The 19,031-nt window shown below is 43.1% G+C and carries 14 protein-coding genes; 9 read left to right on the top strand and 5 right to left on the bottom strand.

The annotated features are described in order from the left end of the window. Window positions 1-3: 3 nt before the first annotated feature. From C900_RS02995 to ade, 3 genes are all read right to left on the bottom strand, one after another. Window positions 4-1,194 carry a thiolase C-terminal domain-containing protein gene (locus tag C900_RS02995; protein WP_009578096.1) on the bottom strand — a complete coding sequence of 397 codons (1,191 nt, stop codon included), beginning with the start codon at window positions 1,192-1,194 and terminating at the stop codon, window positions 4-6. A gap of 59 nt (window positions 1,195-1,253) precedes the next feature. After that, window positions 1,254-1,958, bottom strand: coding sequence for a TVP38/TMEM64 family protein (locus tag C900_RS02990; RefSeq protein WP_009578095.1), 705 nt, complete (start codon window positions 1,956-1,958; stop codon window positions 1,254-1,256). Between the two features lie 103 nt (window positions 1,959-2,061). After that, complete coding sequence (ade, locus tag C900_RS02985) at window positions 2,062-3,681, bottom strand: adenine deaminase (RefSeq protein ID WP_009578094.1); 1,620 nt, start codon at window positions 3,679-3,681, stop codon at window positions 2,062-2,064. Between the two features lie 991 nt (window positions 3,682-4,672). Here ade and C900_RS02980 point away from each other — a divergent pair. The 8 genes from C900_RS02980 (at window position 4,673) to C900_RS02940 (ending at window position 16,351) form a co-directional block, all read left to right on the top strand. After that, a complete protein-coding gene (locus C900_RS02980) occupies window positions 4,673-5,050 on the top strand; it encodes a BlaI/MecI/CopY family transcriptional regulator (RefSeq protein ID WP_009578093.1) in 378 nt (125 codons plus the stop codon). Further along, complete coding sequence (locus C900_RS02975) at window positions 5,043-6,800, top strand: M56 family metallopeptidase (protein ID WP_009578092.1); 1,758 nt, start codon at window positions 5,043-5,045, stop codon at window positions 6,798-6,800. Before C900_RS02980 ends, C900_RS02975 begins: the two co-directional genes overlap by 8 nt. A 397-nt stretch (window positions 6,801-7,197) precedes the next feature. After that, window positions 7,198-7,998, top strand: a complete 801-nt coding sequence (locus C900_RS02970) for a M57 family metalloprotease (RefSeq protein WP_009578090.1) — start codon at window positions 7,198-7,200, stop codon at window positions 7,996-7,998. A 500-nt stretch (window positions 7,999-8,498) separates the two neighbouring features. Continuing rightward, window positions 8,499-8,792 carry a hypothetical protein gene (locus tag C900_RS02960; protein ID WP_157493862.1) on the top strand — a complete coding sequence of 98 codons (294 nt, stop codon included), beginning with the start codon at window positions 8,499-8,501 and terminating at the stop codon, window positions 8,790-8,792. Between the two features lie 347 nt (window positions 8,793-9,139). Continuing rightward, entirely contained in the window at window positions 9,140-11,563 is a 2,424-nt protein-coding gene (locus tag C900_RS02955; protein ID WP_009578088.1) for a glycoside hydrolase family 31 protein, read from the top strand. A gap of 266 nt (window positions 11,564-11,829) precedes the next feature. Then, on the top strand, window positions 11,830-13,176 hold the full coding sequence (locus C900_RS02950) for an alpha-amylase family glycosyl hydrolase (RefSeq protein WP_009578087.1): 1,347 nt from the start codon (window positions 11,830-11,832) through the stop codon (window positions 13,174-13,176). Window positions 13,177-13,598: 422 nt separating this feature from the next. After that, window positions 13,599-15,131: an MFS transporter gene (locus C900_RS30510; RefSeq protein WP_009578086.1), complete on the top strand. Its 1,533-nt coding sequence runs from the start codon at window positions 13,599-13,601 to the stop codon at window positions 15,129-15,131. A gap of 71 nt (window positions 15,132-15,202) precedes the next feature. Beyond that, window positions 15,203-16,351, top strand: coding sequence for a hypothetical protein (locus C900_RS02940; protein WP_009578085.1), 1,149 nt, complete (start codon window positions 15,203-15,205; stop codon window positions 16,349-16,351). 78 nt (window positions 16,352-16,429) lie between these two features. Here C900_RS02940 and C900_RS02935 read toward each other — a convergent pair whose 3' ends face one another. Continuing rightward, the gene (locus C900_RS02935) at window positions 16,430-17,653 is read right to left on the bottom strand and encodes a DEAD/DEAH box helicase (RefSeq protein WP_009578084.1); all 1,224 of its coding nucleotides are present in this window, start codon (window positions 17,651-17,653) and stop codon (window positions 16,430-16,432) included. Between the two features lie 163 nt (window positions 17,654-17,816). On the opposite strand from C900_RS02935, the gene C900_RS02930 reads away from it, so the two are divergent. After that, complete coding sequence (locus tag C900_RS02930; protein WP_009578083.1) at window positions 17,817-18,485, top strand: HAD family hydrolase; 669 nt, start codon at window positions 17,817-17,819, stop codon at window positions 18,483-18,485. Between the two features lie 315 nt (window positions 18,486-18,800). Here the strand turns inward: C900_RS02930 and C900_RS02925 are convergent, their stop codons facing one another. Beyond that, a complete protein-coding gene (locus tag C900_RS02925; protein WP_009578081.1) occupies window positions 18,801-18,977 on the bottom strand; it encodes a hypothetical protein in 177 nt (58 codons plus the stop codon). Between the last annotated feature and the right edge of the window lie 54 nt (window positions 18,978-19,031).

The raw sequence follows: 19,031 nt of genomic DNA, 5'->3' as shown, positions 1-19,031 counted from the left end.
GGATTAAACTCGTTTTAATACCGAAACACAATTAGAAGTACCTGATCCGCCAATATTCACCACCATCCCCGCTTCTGCATCGGGCACTTGCAGTCCATAGGCATCTCCTATTAGTTGCCTGTAAACACTGGCATGCATTGACACTCCTGTGGCGCCTATAGGGTGACCTTTGGCCTTCAATCCACCCGATGGGTTGATCACGCACCGGCCATTTGCAAACACCTGTTTACTTTCAAGCGCTTCAAATTCCTTCCCAGGAGCGGCCAACCCCATGGCGCTGTACAGAAGTAGCTCTGTAATGGTAAAGCAATCATGCACTTCCGCCAGTTGCATGTCGTCTATGGACATACCTGACTGTCGTAATGCCATTTTTACCGCTACAGAAGCTCCCTCCAGAAAAGAGTCGGATTTCTTCTTTCCGAAATTATCAAGATAATCGCTGGCATTATAAAAACCTGTAAGCGCTACTGGCTGAGATCCGTTGCTACCAAGATTATTGGCTTGCAGCACCAATGCAGAAGCCCCATCCGAGATCAAAGAACAGTCGTGCAGGCGTAACGGAGCATCGATAACAGGATTTTTCTCGTCAGGCAGATCAAGTATTTCCGCTTTGGAGCGTGGTTTTTGCAAATGAGCCAACGGATTTTGAGCCGCATGAGCATAGTTCTTTGCGGCTACCTCAGCCAACCATGGTCTTAACTTATCTTCACTATAACCATATTTCTTCATCCACCCCCGCGCAAGCTGTGCGAACATACAGGGAGCAGTCACATTCTGTGCTCCCTCTTCCGGCCAGTAGGTAGCAAGCGCCAGGCTTCTGGATACGCCTGCCGTCTCCAGAGAGGTCATTTTTTCAAGGCCAATAACCACAGCCCTCTTTATCATGCCCGATTGTATGGCCATGGCGGCCATGTGTACTGCTGACGAACCGGAAGCGCAAGCGTTTTCAGTACGGTACATGGGCTTATGACGCAGAGCGGGTAAGGCATTTACACCATAGCAAGCTATATTTTCCTGGTTATTGAAAGTGCCTCCACTAAAATTGCCTACAAAGACTGCGTCAATGTCTTCGGCCCCTAACCGTGCTTCTTCAAGTACGCCTTTTATCGCCTTTTCATACAGGCTATAAAGTGATTCTTCCTCCAGTTTACCGAATTTTGAGTGGTAAGCGCCAATAATGTTTACTGCAGTCATAGTAAATCCTCCTGTTATTTAAGCTGAAAAATAAGCCCTTTGGAATGGAATGGAAAGACTTAGCCCTTTCTTTTTTTATCCCACCACACATAAGCAATAAACAACACTATGCTGATTATCGATCCCCATAGCAGTCCATCTTTCAGACGCTGACTATTTTGCCCCAGGTGCGCAATTAAAATAGCGAGGGGGCTAATGCCTATCAACGTAGCGCCAATGAACCTCCAATATCCCATGCGAAGGATCCCCCCTACAAAACTAATAGCATCATTGGATAAAAAAGGGCTTAACCTCGTCACCACTACAGCCCAAAAGCCATAGTCTTCGATGAAAGATTCCACCTTCTTTTCCGATTTCCGGCCTAATATCCTTCCTACTATCGCTGGGCCGAGATAGGCGCCAATGGCATAACCGATGGATGAGGCACAAAAAACGGCCCCTAACACCAATAGCGCTCCCCAGATGGGGCCATAGGCTAATACGGAAACCACCATGAGTAATGGAGTGGGGATCACAATCAGGAACATTTGCAGTATCATGGCCGAGATAATTACAATTGGCCCCCAGAAACCGAATTGATCTACCCAGGCACTTATTCTTTGCTCATCGTCACTGGTAAGTATACGCCAGGCATTATTGAAAAAATCCTGTACCCCTGGAATAAAGAAATAACTCAGCACAAGTGCAGCAATGATGCCGAGAGAGATATATAAAGGTACTTTACTTTGTTTTACTGATGGAGTATCGTCTTTTTGATTGGCCATATCAGACGCATTTTCTAGCTACAATCAGTATTCCTAACCTCACAAGCAGAAAGTTTGTTTGGCACGAATGGCCTAAAGCCTTTAAAAAAGACTTAAATCGTCTTTATCCGAACACATTGACAAATTCAAAACGGTTGCCTTCGAAAAGGCCTTTATCACTGAGCTTCAATGATGGAATAACAAGCAAAGCCATAAATGAAAGTGTCATGTATGGAGAATCAAGCTTGCTACCCATTTTTTTAGCTATTTTATCGATGGTTTTGTACTTTTTGGCAATTTCATAGCCATCCCGCTCCGACATAATACCTGCAACGGGTAGCGGAAGTATTTCCAAAGCATCACTATTCACTGCTGAGACACCACCTTTTGCCTCAACGATCATATTCACCGCACGCGCCATCGAATGGTCGTCTACTCCTACACAAATAATATTGTGAGAGTCGTGCCCAACGGACGAGGCAATAGCACCTTCACGAAGGCCAAAGTTCTTGATAAAAGCAACGGCAGGCACAGCATTTTTATACCTGTTAACAACGGCTATTTTTAAAATATCCCTTTCCGTATCCGACACTGCATAGCCACCTTCTACCTTTGGGGTATCCAGTAGCTCGTTAGTGATCAGTTGACCGTCCAATGCCTCGATGATCCTGATATTTTTGCCATCGGCATCCAGGGCAAATTCCTCAGCAATCTTGAAATCCGTTTCAAACTGATTCACTATTGAATTTTGAGCCGGTTTGATATGGGTTTTGCCTCCTTCGGCTACCCGCTCGCCATTGATGTAGGTCTGCTTTACCCGGAAATTTTCAGGATTATCTATTACAATAAAATCTGCAGGATCACCGGTTTGAAGCTTCCCTACTTCTAGCTTGTAGTGGTCAATGGGATTGAGACATGCTGCCTGAAGTATTTTAAACAGGTCTATGCCTTTGCCTAAAGCTCTTTTCACCAATAGGTTGATATGGCCTTCTTCCAGGTTATCGGGATGCTTGTCATCGGAGCAGAGCATCATATTCTCCCAGTGCTCTTCCATCAACCCGATAAGGGCCTCAAAGTTTTTAGCTGCGCTGCCTTCCCTAATGATGATCTTCATGCCATGTTTCAACTTATCCAGCGCTTCTTCTGCCGTAAAACATTCGTGGTCGGTACTAATGCCGGCCTCAATATATTGTCTGGCCTGCTCGCCTTTTAATCCCGGAGCATGTCCGTCAATCACTTTTCCATATTTTTCAGCAAGCGCTATTTTTGCTTTCACTACTGGATCGCCATGAAGCACACCGGGCCAGTTCATCATTTCTGCAAGGTACTTCACTTCATCTTTCTTCAACAACTCTTCCACCCCATCCACATCTATTTCGGCTCCTGCTGTTTCAAAAGGTGTAGCAGGCACACAACTAGGCGCCCCGAAATAAAATTTGAAAGGCACCTTCTTCCCGTTATCGATCATATAATTCACCCCATCAACGCCCAGCACATTGCCGATCTCATGAGGATCTGAAATAGTTGCTACCGTACCATGTACCACGGCCATCCTGGCAAACTCAGAAGGCACCATCATTGAGCTTTCTATATGAACGTGGGCATCAATGAATCCAGGCAGCAAGTATTGATCTTCTACTACTTCCTTCTCCGCTATGCTCTTAATGATTCCGTTTTCCACCTCGATCTCTCCTTTATATATGCACCTGTTGGGAATGTCGATGATATGACCTGATATTTTCATTTGTATATATTTAGTATTGAGACATTAGTATTGAGTATTGAGACCAGAGTACGTTAATTTTGTCGGGCGTATTTACCGTCTTCCGCTCAATACTCACGACTAAATACTCATGACTGGTTCGGCTGCTCAATAATAAAGGAATATTTTGTGGTCGGGATAAGTTTCTGTTAAAAATTTTAGGCAATAATCAACCGCAGAGGATTTAGAGGGGCTAAGAGAGGAACACCGAGAACGATCCTTCGCTAACTCAATTCTTTCCCCGGGATCTCTGTGGTTAGAATACCTTCAGGGATCAAGCAATATTTCTGGGGAGGTGATGTAAATGTTGTTGATCACACTGTTCCTTTAAAATAGGATGCTGGTTTGAAGAGATCAGCAAGTATATAGTAGACTCTCAGTATTTTTTATGCTCACAACACCTCACCCATCAAAATCCTGTTGTTTTACTACTGTCTGTACATCCCTCTCCTTGAGGAGAGGGCGATTCTGCTGAGCTTGTATTTCAGCCTGTTAGGGGTGAGGTGTTAAGAGGTCAAATTGTTAACTACTCTAGGTCCCCAACTTTTTTGCCTGATCCACCTTCAGGGATATTAACTGACTATGCCGGTAGACTGCTCCCACCAAGTAGAACGAAAAAATCCCCTGAAGAACCTTGCTCCAGGGGATTTTCGTTGTCTATAGTTGGCTTTATTGACACTAAGGTATGGATAAGCTACTATTCTGAAAAGCCGGTAACGCTAAAACTCCCAGGTAGGCAGGTAAACTGCAGATATTGGAGATGAATGGGCTGGGTGCTTGTTCCTTGTTTCTTGTTTCTGGCTACTGGTTGCTGGTCATTAGTCGTTGGGTTACTGATGATCGATGTCGGTACTCTCCTGCCCCTATCACGTTTCAAACTTAATTAACTATAAATTTAGTTTGAAAACTAAAAAATTAGTTTTAGATTTGGATCAATGCATTACGAGATATTTTTTTAACCCTGCTATTACCTATGAAAGAATTGACCAAAGCCGAGGAACAGATCATGCAGATCCTCTGGCAAATGAAAAAAGGATTTGTAAAAGACATTATAGAAAAGCTTCCGGAGCCAAAGCCGGCCTACAATACCGTATCCACTATTGTGAGGATACTGGAACAAAAAGGATTTGTGGGGCATACTGCCTATGGCAAAACGCATGAGTATCATCCGATAATCGAAAAGGATAACTATAGTAAATTCTACTTCAACAATTTTCTTTCCGGCTACTTCAACGGCTCATTCGAACGTTTGGTATCCTTTTTCGCCAAAGAAAATGATCTCGATGTAAAAGATGTGGACGAACTGATGAAGCATGTAAAAGATGATCTAAAAGGTAAAGACAATGAATAGCTATATCAATTATATCCTGGAAGCCAATATTTGTCTTCTTGTGTTGGGTCTTTTTTATTACCTGGTATTAAAAAACGATACCCATTTTCGCTTCTCGCGCTATTACCTTACCGGCACCGCGCTATTGGCACTGATCCTGCCGCTACTGCATTTCGATAATCCTTTTGCCGGAGAAAATGCGGTGCCGATCGTATCGGACCTACAGGCGCTCACCCTTCCCGAGTTGGTGATTGGTGTTCAGAACAATAGCACCCCTGAAGCCTCTACCAGCGGCATTTCGTGGATAATGTGGGCGGGATTTGGCTATCTGTCTGTTGTTATCGTATTGCTGACAGTATTTCTTTACCAACTGTTCCAGATATTTCAATTCCGCCAACTGAAAAAGAAAGCGATCACAAAAACCGAAGGATACCTGCTTATCCCTACAGATGGACAACTGCCGACATTCTCATTTTTCAACATGTTGTTTTTTGACAACACTGCTCTGCTATCTGATTTGGAAAAGAAACGTGTGATCGACCACGAGATCGTGCATATTAAACAAGGCCACACGTGGGATGTACTGGTCATGGAATTGGTGAAGATCATCTTCTGGATCAATCCGGTAACCTGGTGGATGAAGCAAAGCATTCAGAACGTACACGAATACCTGGCAGATCAGTCCGTCCTGCAAAGTACCGATGAGCAGCAATACAGTAGCCTTTTGGCAAAAATGGCCTTAAAGCAAATGAGCTTGTCAATAGGCCATCACTTTAACCGATCTATAACCTTAAAAAGAATCAAAATGATGAAAGCGCCTAAAACCAAACTGCAAACCTGGAAATGGGTAAGTCTTATTCCTATCATTCTCCTTATTGTGACAGTATTCAGTTGTAATGATGAAGTGATGCAAGATGTGAATGACGTGATGGAAACAGCCTCGCAAACAACACTACCCGCTGAATTGGAACCGGAGTTAGACAGATTGCAAAAGCAATATCCAAAAGCAGATTTTGTATATATAGAAACTGATGGCACTACCCAGAAAGAACTGCAAAAACTCAAAAACCTGGACCCCAACACGATCGCATACATAAAGGTGTGGAAGGAGAGGGAAAGGATTGGTATAATAGTTAATAAATCAGGACCACTGAAGAATTTTGTGAATGCAGACAGCGATGAAGCATTCACAATTGTGGAAGAGCCAGCCATGCCACAAGGAGGATATGAGGAAATGTATAGAAAGTTGGCAGAAGTTTTAAAATATCCGCAAAAAGCGAGACAAGCCGGTATTGAAGGTAAGGTATATATACAGTTTATCGTTGACACCGATGGCTCCCTGACCAATATTGAAGCAGTAAAAAGCCCTGATCAGACATTAAGCCAAGCTGCGATTGCTGCTATGGAAACGATCGAACCATTCAAACCTGCATCTCAACGCGGCAAGTTGGTAAAGCAGAGGATTGTGCTGCCTATAACCTTTAGTTTAGGTAATGAAGCGGCAAAAATAGCAGTTGACAAAGCACAAGATTCACCCGATAGCCGGATGACTATTCAAACCAAACGGGATGGCCTGTCTATAACCGGAATAATAACACGGCCGGATGGCAAACCGATGCCAGGAGTGAATATTGTTATCAAGGGAACGCATGTTGGCACAGTAAGCGACATTAACGGCAACTTTAAAATTACTGCTTTTGACCATACGGATGTACTGGTTTTCAGCTTCATCGGCTTTGAAACGAAGAATCTTCCTTTGGATGATTGTTAATATAAATAACTCGAACTAAATAGTGTCTCTAAGAAAGACGCCAATGTCTGCGTTACGCTCGTCCCAAAAATGCCCACGTACCTCAGTACGCTCCGCTTTTTGGGCCTTCGCAAGCCTTGATCTTGACGTTTTCTTAAAGACACCTATAGTTTTCTTACAAAGACTAAATAGCTAGCCTGCTGATCTTTGGATGAGCGGGCTTTTTTTATCAGCAATAGCTGACATAAGCTGGCGCGCGTTTAGCAACAGCGCAACACGTACCCCCAATCTCACTGCCGTTCCCATAATCCCCTCCCATTCCTTTTCCATGTAATATCCGAAGCCATTTCGAGGAGCATATTAGCCGATCGTTTTGTAATTTCATCTCAACGATTTTCAAACCTAAACCAATTGTATTATGAAAAACCTAAAACTAGCGGCCATAGCTATGGCTATGGTATTTCTTGCCGCATGTGAGCAAGAGAGCGTTGCCCCCGAAAAAGAGCCGGTATCACCGGAAACCCTTAACAAATTAGCCTCCCTTGGATTTAAAACCACCGATGTATTCAAGTACAACGGTTCTCTCGTGGTAGAGGGAGACATTGTTATTGCTGAATCAAGGCTTGACGAGATGAGGCCTGCCAACATACTTGCCATTGAAGAACAATACCACACCGACAACCTGGTAACTGGAATGCCTAGAGTGATCAAAGTGTTTGTAAGCACCAGCTTTTCATCTAAGTATTTTAATGCCACTGATGCTGCAATAGCAAGATATAATGCAGAAGGCTTAAATCTTACATTCCAAAGAGTGACCAGCTCCTCCGGGGCCGATATAGCTATCAAGCCTTCTCCATGGTGGTATGGATGGTTTGGCATCCTTGGTTCTGCAGGGTTTCCGACAGCCAGTGGTAATCCACACAATGAGATATTGCTTACCCGCTCATACTACGATGGCGTAAGCGATATCGGTGCGCTCACCACTACAATTGCTCACGAAATGGGACACTGCATCGGCTTCCGACACACCGACTACATGGACAGAAGCTATAGCTGCGGAGGAAGCACGAGTAACGAAGGAGATGGTGGTGTGGGCGCTAACCATATTCCAGGCACTCCTACTACGGGAGATCCCGCCAGTTGGATGCTGGCCTGCTCTGATGGTTCCGACCGTCCTTTCAATGCCAATGACAAAACGGCCTTAGATTACCTTTACTAAAACGCCCGTGTCTCTAAAAATACTCTTGCGCGACAATAATAACATGGAGGAGCAACTTTTCTCTGAATGAAGTTCTACACAGAAAGGGTTGTTACATTTTGTTATAGTTGATGTTTCAATCGTGAGTTTTCTTAGAGACCCTCGTTAAAAAACCCCGACCAAATTGGCCGGGGTTTTACTTGCATCAAGTCCAACTAAGACGTAAGTGTTTTATCAGCGATTGATCTAACAGGCCTTAATATCATGAAATAAAAAAACTAAAAAAAATAATTCAACATACCCACCACAATACGTTTTATACGGAAATACATGAAAGTCAAGGCTTTAATAGAAAAACACAATGTGGAAGCTTGGGTAATTTTACCTATAAAATTGAGTAATTTTACCTATAAGAATCACCTTCATCATCCCATCATAGCATTTTATCGATTCAGCATTTTTTTGCTTCTTCGGGTTAAGAAAAGTTCAGCAACTTTAAAAACCACCAAAAAATGATTTCTATGTCGACTAAGATAACCCCCTCAGGATCCGAGGAAGCAAGCAGGAATCATTCTGAAAGCAGCTTCCTTATTGATAAAGTAAAATATATTCTAGAAAGCCCAACCCAACGGACTGCATACAAAAGATTAAAAAATGAAGAGGATAAAATCGACTTTTTTCTTAACCATTTTATCATTAATGACTATACAGCCCGTCAATTAAAAAACCTGTACCTGAACGACCCTCAACAGAAAACTCAATTCGTTGAAGCTGTCGATAACCTCATCAGAGAGCTGGAAGAAGAAAATATTTAGGTCATAAATGGGCTTTCCGTAGTTAAATCTTAAACCCGGGCCGGTTAGCTTGTTGGCAAAAGTTATCCGGCCTTTTAAGACCAATGCCAGTTGAATAATCTGCTTCCCAAATAGGTTGCAATCCACTTAAGTTCTGAACAAATAATTTTCTGCGATTTCAGAATTATATTATGCAAATCACTGTTTGTCCTGACATAGATTTTTTCATACAACCGATAACGCAATCGTTTGCGTGATTTTTTTGAGCGGAATGGACGATTTTTAACCAATAATATCTTTATTTTCGTTTTGATCGCAGGTGAAAAAACACCGGTTTTTTTAGCATTTTTTCTGTAAATTAACAACTAATGATCATATCACATCCATCGACAAAAGACAACCTCAATAACGGACTTGGAAACCTTATGCAATATGAAGAAATAACAAATGGCATTGAGGGAAAAACGGAAGCTTCGAAATTTAAAATATTAGTATACTCACCCCATATTTTTCGGATACACATCACTCGTAATGAGCTGTACGATGACCATTCGTATGCCGTGGTTGTTCAGCCGGATTTTGAAGACTACATACTTGAAGACGCTGGTGATTATTTGACTATAAGAACCAGCGATATCACCTTAAAGGTTGACAAGCAACCTGTAAAATTCACCTTTTATAATAAAAGAGGTGAAATAATCAATGAAGATGACGTTTTTGGCACCTCCTGGATCGGTGAGCAGGTTACCACTTACAAAAAGTTACAGGATGGCGAGCGTTTTATTGGACTGGGAGAAAAAACAGGTCCTTTGGATAGAAAGGGACATGGCTACCAGCATTGGAATACCGATCATTTTGCCTATGGGGTCGAAAGTGATCCTCTTTATTGCTCAACACCCTTTTACATTGGCGTCCACCATAAGATGGCTTATGGCATTTTCTTTGACAATACACATAAATCTCATTTCAACTTCGCTGCTTCCAATAATCGTTTTTCCAGCTTCTCGGCAGATAGCGGTGATATGAACTACTACTTCATTCATCACGATTCCGTAGATCATATCATTCAATCATATAGCCACCTTACGGGAAAAATGCCACTCCCTCCCCTTTGGAGTATAGGGTATCAACAATGCCGCTATAGCTACTATCCTGATAAAGAGGCTGTTACTGTAGCACAGACTTTCAGAGATAAAGACATACCTGCCGATGTGATAGTTTTCGACATTCACTACATGGAGGATTACAAGATATTTACCTGGGATAAAAAGAAATTTTCCAATCCTAAGGAAATGATAGACCATCTCCGCTCGCTGGGATTCCATGTGGTAGTAATGTGTGATCCCGGTATAAAAATAGAAGAAGGCTATGAAGCTTATGAAGATGGTAAACATCAGGATATATTTCTAAAGTATCCGGATGGTGAATATTACAGTGGTCAGGTTTGGCCGGGCTGGTGTCATTTTCCTGATTTTACCAATCCAAAAACCAGGAGATGGTGGGAAGAAAAGTTTAAAGACTATGTAGATCTCGGCATCCATGGATTCTGGAATGATATGAACGAGATTGCTACCTGGGGGCAAATGCTTCCCGACCTGATTGAATTTGATATGGAAGGAGAAAAAGCCACCTCAAGAAAGGCAAGGAATGTTTATGGTATGCAAATGGCCAAAAGTACCTATGAGGGAGCCAGGAATCTACTTAAAGGAAAACGTCCTTTCAACCTTACCAGATCTGGATTTTCAGGAGTACAACGCTATGCAGCGGTATGGACGGGTGATAACGTAGCTACAGACGAGCACATGCTCCTGGGAGTACGACTGGTCAACAGTCTGGGACTGGCCGGTGTCGCTTTTACCGGTTTCGATACAGGAGGTTTTGTCGGAAATGCCAGCGAACACTTATTTGCCCGCTGGGTGGAGCTTGGTGCATTCTCTCCGTTCTTCAGAGGTCATAGCATGATCAACAGTCGTGATTCTGAACCATGGGCATTCGGAGAAGAAGTAGAGGAAATATGTAGAAATTACATAAAGCTCAGGTACCGCCTGATGCCGTATCTGTACAGCGCCTTTTACGAAGCTGCTCAAACCGGCACACCGGTAGCGAGAAGTCTGGCCATAGACTATACGCACGATCAAAAAATCTATGACCCTGCATATCACAACCAGTATATGTTTGGCAAAAATATTCTGGTGGCTCCTGTGGAAAGCACAAAACACCTGACCAAAGTATACCTGCCTGAAGGAGAATGGTATGATTTTTTTACAGACAGAACATACAAAGGTGGTGAGACAATAATAGCCGAATGCCCTATTGAAAGGCTACCTCTTTTTATAAAGGCATCATCCATTATTCCGGTGGCGCCATCTGTCGGTGACAATACTTGTGATTTGGGCGATGTACTGGAACTTCACGTTTATAAAGGTAAAGAGGAAGGCCAGTTTACATATTATGAAGATGATGGTGAATCTTATAACTACCAACAGGGCAGCTACCTTAAGAGAACTATCAAATATGATCCCGGCAAATCTTCCATTATTGTGTCTGAAGCAGAAGGAAAATACAAATCCAAATATAACAAGATAAGGGTATGCCTGCATGGCTTCGATTTTGATTCGGTAAGAGTTAATGAAACCATGGTAGAGATCAAGGAAATTACCTATCGTTTTATAGAGCCGATTTCTAATTTCGACCCTATTTATACAGAACCCAATGAAGCGTTACAGGTAAAAGATCTTCGGTTTGTCGAATTCGAAAACCGGGCCGAGGCGTTTAAGGTAACCCTGTATTAATATGTAGTTTTTAATATCAATCCCGTACATATGCAATAACTATAAAGCAAAGCCATACCAGGCCTGATAGTGATCGGGGCAAGTCCCCGACAGGAATCGGGACAGGCGAGGGTGAATAGTCGGTGGTTGGAAAAGCAATAGGCAAATTAGAAGTGTCTTGAGTACATAGTCGTGAGTCCCTGAGTAGAAATTAACACAAAAGACAATTGGTAGCACAATAGACTCTCGGTGCTAAATGCTAATATCTCAATACTAAACATATACACATGAAACACTTACAACTAACACTGGTTATCACTGCCTTTTTTATGTCATTTTTGGCATGTAAGCAGCCAGAAGCCTCTGAAGCGGGGCCTATGGCAGCAACGGAATTTCCGGAATTAGCCAAAAATATGACTATCTATGAGGTCAATATCAGGCAATATACTCCGGAAGGCACTTTCAAAGCCTTCTCAAAGCACCTCCCCCGGCTTAAGGAGCTGGGTACTGAGATCTTGTGGATCATGCCCGTTCAGCCGATTGGAGAGAAAAACAGAAAAGGCAGCCTCGGTAGCTACTATTCCATAAAAGATTATAGAGCTATTAATCCTGAGTTTGGCACTATGGATGATTTTAAAGAAATGGTAAACAAGGCCCATGAACTTGGCATGTACGTAATTCTGGATTGGGTGCCAAACCATACTGCCTGGGACCATCCGTGGATAACAGAACGTTCTGACTATTATGCCAAAGACAGTATAGGAAATATTATTTATGAAGCGGACTGGACAGATATTGCTCTTTTGGATCATACGAATCCGAAAACCAGAATCGCTATGATCGATGAAATGAAATATTGGATTGAGACCACTGATATTGACGGGTTCAGGTGCGATCATGCAGGCCACGAGATACCACTGTACTTCTGGGAGGAAGCAACAGACGCATTAGATCCGCTCAAAGATCTTTTCTGGCTTGCGGAATGGGATGAACCCCGTATGCACCTGGAGTTTCATACCACTTATAACTGGAGCGTACTACACGCCACCGAAGCAGTTGCCAAAGGAGAAGAATCTGCCGCCTCGCTGTTTGAGCTGATGGAAAAGGACCTTGCCCGCTATGGCCACAGTCCTTATCGAATGCTGATGACTACCAACCACGATGAAAACGCCTGGGCAGGTACGGTTTTCGAAAGGTATGGCGATGGACATAAGGCTTTTGCAGTGTTTATTTTCACATCCTATGGCATGCCTATGATCTATAGCGGTCAGGAAGTGGGGTTAGACAAACGTCTTGCTTTCTTCGAAAAAGATTCCATTGATTGGAATGATAAAATGGACCTGACGCCTTTCTACCAAAAACTGGTTAAGCTTCGAAAAGATAACCAGGCCTTATGGAGTGGTGAATATGGAGCCATTCCTGAAAGAATTGATGCCGGCAACGAATATGTAATGGCTTATTCCAGGAAAAAAGGCAATAACGAGGTGGTTGTAGTGCTTAACCTTAGCAGCAAGGAACAACAAGTACAGTTGCAGGTATCAGGAACAGGGAAGGATTACATGAGCGGGGAAGACGTGGATTTGGCTAATGTAAGGCAGTTGAAACCATATCAGTACATTGTCATTGCCAAATAATTAGTGTCTCTAAGAAAATTTTTGTCGTCATCGCGCCTGTCCCGGGCTTGCCACGGGAAGGAATCGAAGCGATCCCTTCTTAATGCACGTCAAAGAAGAGGGGATTGCCGCACTTTGTTCGCAATGACGATAAATTGTGAGTTTTCTTAGAGACACTAATTAGGAGAAGAGATTGTCTCAAAAGACCGGTAATCCCGCCTGTCCCGAGCTTGACTCGGGGAGGTAACGAGGGATCTTCCTAAGCTATAAGGCGGATCTTCGATCTTAGTAGTCCCGATAATTATATAATTATCGGGACTCGGTCAGAAAGACTGTTGATATAAGTGTTGGACTGCGGAACAACCTCATTATTTTATAAAAATCACCTTTTGAATAAGAAGATGTTGCTAGTACGAACTCTTTTTATTAATTAACCCCCGACTATGGAGAAAGTATCTTTATCATCAGAAAAGCCCAGATTGAGTTTCTGGCAGATCTGGAACATGAGCTTTGGCTTTTTAGGTATACAGTTTGGTTTTGCCCTGCAAAATGCCAACACCAGCCGAATATTTGAAACGCTGGGTGGTGACACTAAAAACCTGGCGTTTTACTGGCTGGCTGCACCCGTAACAGGCCTGCTTGTTCAACCTATAATTGGCTACTATAGCGACCGTACCTGGCATCCAAAATGGGGCCGCAGACGCCCGTTCTTTGCCATTGGCGCTATTCTGGCATCTATTGCCCTGATCATTATGCCCAACTCACCCGCGCTATGGATAGCCATCGGAACACTGTGGATCATGGATGCCTCCATCAATATCAGTATGGAGCCGTTCAGAGCTTTTGTGGGTGATATGTTACCACCATCGCAACGAACAACCGGCTTTGCTATGCAGAGTTTTTTTATCGGCGTAGGTGCCGTAGTAGCTTCTGCGCTGCCGTGGATATTTGCGAATATCTTTGGTATTACCGATGACGTACTGGCAGAAGGTCAGATCCCTACTAATGTAAAATGGTCATTCTACGTAGGAGCCCTGGCATTTTTCACGGCCGTTATGTGGACAGTCTTCTCTACTAAAGAATATCCACCCGATGAAGAGGAGCATCATGAATCACACAAAGACCAGCCCATCGTAATACGATATTCTCCGAATACTTATATGACTATTGGGTTGGTGCTGCTGGCCATTTGTGCCGCGCTCATCATCTGGTTTTACACACAGGACCTGGAGCCCCAGTTGTATGTACTCTGTGGTGTTCTGGCATTATTTGGGTTTGCCTATTTTCTGGCTTCACTGTTCATGAAAAAGAACCGGTATAGAAATGGCTTTGTCCAAATCGTAAGAGACTTTCAAAATATGCCAAAAACCATGATCCAACTGGCCTTTGTTCAGTTTTTCTCATGGTTTGCCCTCTTCGCCATGTGGATCTATACCACCTCAGCAGTAACCAGCCATATCTATTTATCAACAGACACTACCAGTCTCGCTTATAATGACGGCGCTGACTGGGTTTCCCTGTTATTCAGCGGATACAATGGTGTAGCAGCCATAGCAGCGCTTCTCCTTCCCTATCTGGCACGGTATACCAGCAGAAGGATGACTCACCTGATAGCCCTTAGCTGTGGTGGAGCCGGCCTGATCTCATTTTATTTTATTACGGATCCTAACTGGTTGATACTTTCTATGGTGGGTGTCGGCATAGCCTGGGCAAGTATTCTTTCCATACCTTATGCCATGCTTTCATCATCTCTTCCGGCTCAAAAAATGGGGTACTATATGGGGATTTTTAACTTTTTCATCGTTATCCCTCAGATAGTTGCGGCTAGTATCCTCGGGTTTCTTGTCTCCACTTTTTTCAATAGCGAATTTATCTATGCGCTCATTATAGGCGGCGGCTCCATGATCTTTGCCGGCTTACTCTGTCTGATCGTAAAAGATAAGGATGAGGTACTTATGAAGGAAAATGCTGCATAGTAAGGGTCTTAGTGTTGAAAAATTGGCATCAATTGTGTTAATTGTATTTTGCAAGACACTAAAACTTACTTATGAAAAAGCTTTACCCATTTTTTCTTTTACTGGTAATTCCCCTATTATTTTTTGAGTGTTCTTCAGGAAAGAAGGCTTTTGAAAGAGGTGATTATTACGATGCAGTGTTAAAGGCTGTAAACAGGTTGCGACAAAAGCCTGATCATAAAAAATCCAGGGAAACCCTGCGAACCGGCTATCCTTTGGCATTGCAGACCATCGAGCAAGATGCTAAAAACAGCCTTGCCAGTAATGCGCAATTTAAGTACCGCGATGCTTTGAGGAGCTATGAAAAGGTCAATGTTATGTATGAGGAGATCAGGCGATCACCCGGGGCCTTGAAAGTAGTGCCTAATCCGAAGAATTACTATGACAAAATAGCTGACATGAAGCAGAGGGCGGCTAAAGAAAGCTATGATGCCGGTATAGTGGCGTTGAATCGCGATACCAGGGAAGATGCAAAAAATGCCTACTTCTACTTTCAGGATGTAAACACTTTTGTCCCTGGCTATAAGGATGTCCGAAATAAACTGGAAGAAGCCCTGTATAAAGCTACACTAAAGGTAGTAGTGGAGCAAATTCCCGTTCCTACGCGCTACAACCTGAGTGCACGCTTTTTCCAGGACAAAATTGAGGAATATCTCCATTCTCAATTCAGGAGCAATCAGTTTGTACGTTTTTATACGCCACGGGAAGCCAAAAGGGAAAATCTGCCCTACGTAGATCAATACCTGAGGCTTCAGTTTGATGATTTTGTGGTTGGCGAAACACATATCCTAAAGGATACGGAAACAATTACAAGAGACAGTGTCAAAGTGGGAAAGGTTACCTTAGAAGATGGTACTACGGCTGATGCCTATGGTACTGTAAAGGCCAAACTCACTGTTTGGAAAAAAGAAGTGGTCTCAAAAGGTCTGTTTAGCATGCAGGTATTTGATGCAAACAGCAACGCAGTACTCACACACAGAAAATTCAACGGAGAATTCGTCTGGTTCAGCCAGTGGGGCAGCTTTAACGGTGATGAAAGAGCGCTTTCGGACGAACAATTAGCAATATGTAAGAGTTCAGAGGTGCCACCTCCGCCCCCGCAAGACCTCTTTATAGAATTTACAAGGCCGATCTACGACCAGCTTTTACCTGCTGTAGACTCCTTTTATAAAAGATATTGATAAGCTTCAGGCTGTAAGCTGCAAGCCTCCATCTCGGTTCGCTTGAAGCTTACAGCTTGAAGATCATAGCTTTAAGCGCTATTTCTTCTTATGGAATGATTTCTTCCTTCGTCCGCCACCGGACCTGCCCTGGCCTCCAGACCTTCCTTTATGTACGCGGTACTCTGGTCCTTCGCCTAAAGCTGCCGGCAGCTTACCCTTTGGCACAGGACTCCCTAAAAGCGTTTCGATATCCTGGAATTTCCTTTGCTCTTTCTCATTTACAAACGTAAAGGCTACTCCCTTGGAGGCCGCTCTGGCAGTACGTCCTATCCTATGGATATAATCTTCGCCATCATTGGGCACATCGTAATTGATAACGAGCTCGATATCTTCAACATCTATACCTCTGGACATAATATCGGTAGCTACCAAAATATTGATCTTTCTGTTTTTGAAATCGCGTAGCACATGTTCTCTTTCGGTTTGTTCGAGATCAGAATGAATATCCTCAGCCGAAAATTTCAAGGCCTTTAACTCCTTTGCCAGTTGCTTTGCAGCGCTTTTGGTACTGCAGAATACAATAACGCTCTGTAATTTCTTGGCCTTCAAGAGATGTGTTGCCAGAGGTATCTTCTGGTTATCATAAACAATGAACGCTGCCTGAAAAATACGTTCGGCAGGTTTAGACACAGCTATGTTGATCTCTTCCGGCTCATGCAGTATCTTTCTGGCCAGCTCCCTGATCTTTGGAGGCATGGTAGCAGAAAAAAGCAGATTTTGTCGTTTCTTGGGCAAATAAGAGATGATCTTCATCAGATCATCATGGAAGCCCATATCCAACATCCTATCCGCCTCGTCAAGAATTAGATGCTTAAGCTGATCTACCTTTACATAACCGAGGTTAAGGTGTGCAATAAGTCGGCCGGGGGTACCTATTACCACATCGGCTCCTTCCGAAAGCGCCTGCTTTTCCCGGGAAAATGAACTACCATCCCCCCCACCGTAAACCGCGATGGAACTCACCGAGGTAAAATAAGACAACCCTTCCATCTGCTGATCAATCTGCACAGCAAGCTCCCGCGTAGGTACAATGATCAACGCTTTTATATTGTTGTCATGCCCTACCTGGATGATCTGATGGATGATCGGCAATAGAAATGCAGCAGTCTTACCTGTTCCGGTCTGTGCTGATGCAATAATGTCTTTTCCTTCAAGTATTACTGGAATTGCCGCTTCCTGAACAGGTGTGGCATCTTCAAAACCAATAGCCTCGATGCCCTCTAACAAGCGGTCATCAAGACTCAATTCTTTAAACTTCAATAGTATCCTTCTTTTATTTTCCTTTACCTTACATTATCCAAACATTAAAAAAATAGATTTGGTTTTCGGGATAACGTTCAGTATTTGCGCAAGTTACTCAAAAATATGCATATTCCTTGACAACAAAACATTATCATTGCACCGAATTAAAAACTTAATGACCATGGCCAGGTATAAACAAGTCATTTTTGACTGTGACGGTGTATTGGTAGACACAGAAATAGTAGCAGCCGAAGTAACCACAAAGATGTTTGCCAGGTGCAATGTTCATATTTCCATTGAAGACTATATAGCCAAATATACCGGCAAAACCATCTCAGGATTATTCCAGTCTCTGTTGGCACCCGAAGATCTGGAACGGATTGATGTAAAGGCTCTTGCTGAGGAATGTGACCGGGATATTTACGAACAACTGCGTGCTGTAGCAGGAATGAAGGAGGTGGTTTCCTATATTACTTTGCCTAAAGCAGTAGTTTCTAACAGCCGCCTTTGGCAAGTTAAAAAGGCGGTGAGACATGTAGGTCTTGAAGAGGCTTTTGGTGGCAATTATTTCTCTGCTGAAATGGTGGCTAACCCCAAACCCTACCCCGATCTATATCTATATGCAGCCGAAAAACTGAAGGTGTCACCAGATCAATGTCTGGTAATTGAAGACAGCAAGAGTGGTGTAAAGGCGGCAGCAACCGCCGGCATGGCTGTTATCGGGTTCGCAGGGGCCAGTCACATCAGTAGTGGCCATGCTGAGGAGCTTTTGGAAGTGGGAGCGAAAAAGGTAGCTAAGAACCCTGATGAGCTTTTACAGCTACTCAATGACTATCTGGCAGAGTGTTGAGGGCTGAGTGTGGCGGCTCCGGGCTAAAACACGTTTGGTTTGTGAAGAAATTAAAACAAACTTCCGGGGGTGCGTTATTTAACTTCCAAAGTTTAGTAAAGCTTAATTCAGAAGCATATAACAAGGATTAAGCTTTCCTAATCCTTAGAGGCTTAGGAAAGCTCTACATTTTCAAAATGCACTTAGAGATTGAGTTGTGTTTCTCACTCCGTAATACCAGAACACATGATTTCAGTCTATGGCTCTCTAAAACCCTAAACAAAAAAAGGGATAGCCTAGCGCCATCCCTCTTTTAATTTATCAACTTAAAAGGAATTATCCTTTGTTCTTCATGTTCTGAACTTCAACTCTAATTTCTTGCGCCAGGTTTTTCAGATCCTGCATACCTTTTCTTACTCTTGTACCTGCTGCATTGTTGTTCTTATCATAGAATTTTTCGAAGTCAGACTCCAATGACATTACTAAATCTCTAAGTTGAGCAAATTTGTTCATACGTGATAAAATTTTAAGGTTATTGAAAATTTTCTACTATTAATTTTGAGGTGG

The sequence above is a fragment of the Fulvivirga imtechensis AK7 genome (assembly GCF_000331535.1).
GTDB classification, from domain to species: domain Bacteria; phylum Bacteroidota; class Bacteroidia; order Cytophagales; family Cyclobacteriaceae; genus Fulvivirga; species Fulvivirga imtechensis.
Note: the sequence above shows the minus strand (reverse complement) of the source record. Positions and strands in the feature narration are given on the sequence as shown.

Coding starts and splice junctions, on each gene's coding strand:
- C900_RS02995 (WP_009578096.1), bottom strand. CDS start 1,194: ATGACTGCAGTAAACATTATTGGCGCTTACCACTCAAAATTCGGTAAA.
- C900_RS02990 (WP_009578095.1), bottom strand. CDS start 1,958: ATGGCCAATCAAAAAGACGATACTCCATCAGTAAAACAAAGTAAAGTA.
- ade (WP_009578094.1), bottom strand. CDS start 3,681: ATGAAAATATCAGGTCATATCATCGACATTCCCAACAGGTGCATATAT.
- C900_RS02980 (WP_009578093.1), top strand. CDS start 4,673: ATGAAAGAATTGACCAAAGCCGAGGAACAGATCATGCAGATCCTCTGG.
- C900_RS02975 (WP_009578092.1), top strand. CDS start 5,043: ATGAATAGCTATATCAATTATATCCTGGAAGCCAATATTTGTCTTCTT.
- C900_RS02970 (WP_009578090.1), top strand. CDS start 7,198: ATGAAAAACCTAAAACTAGCGGCCATAGCTATGGCTATGGTATTTCTT.
- C900_RS02960 (WP_157493862.1), top strand. CDS start 8,499: ATGTCGACTAAGATAACCCCCTCAGGATCCGAGGAAGCAAGCAGGAAT.
- C900_RS02955 (WP_009578088.1), top strand. CDS start 9,140: ATGATCATATCACATCCATCGACAAAAGACAACCTCAATAACGGACTT.
- C900_RS02950 (WP_009578087.1), top strand. CDS start 11,830: ATGAAACACTTACAACTAACACTGGTTATCACTGCCTTTTTTATGTCA.
- C900_RS30510 (WP_009578086.1), top strand. CDS start 13,599: ATGGAGAAAGTATCTTTATCATCAGAAAAGCCCAGATTGAGTTTCTGG.
- C900_RS02940 (WP_009578085.1), top strand. CDS start 15,203: ATGAAAAAGCTTTACCCATTTTTTCTTTTACTGGTAATTCCCCTATTA.
- C900_RS02930 (WP_009578083.1), top strand. CDS start 17,817: ATGGCCAGGTATAAACAAGTCATTTTTGACTGTGACGGTGTATTGGTA.
- C900_RS02925 (WP_009578081.1), bottom strand. CDS start 18,977: ATGAACAAATTTGCTCAACTTAGAGATTTAGTAATGTCATTGGAGTCT.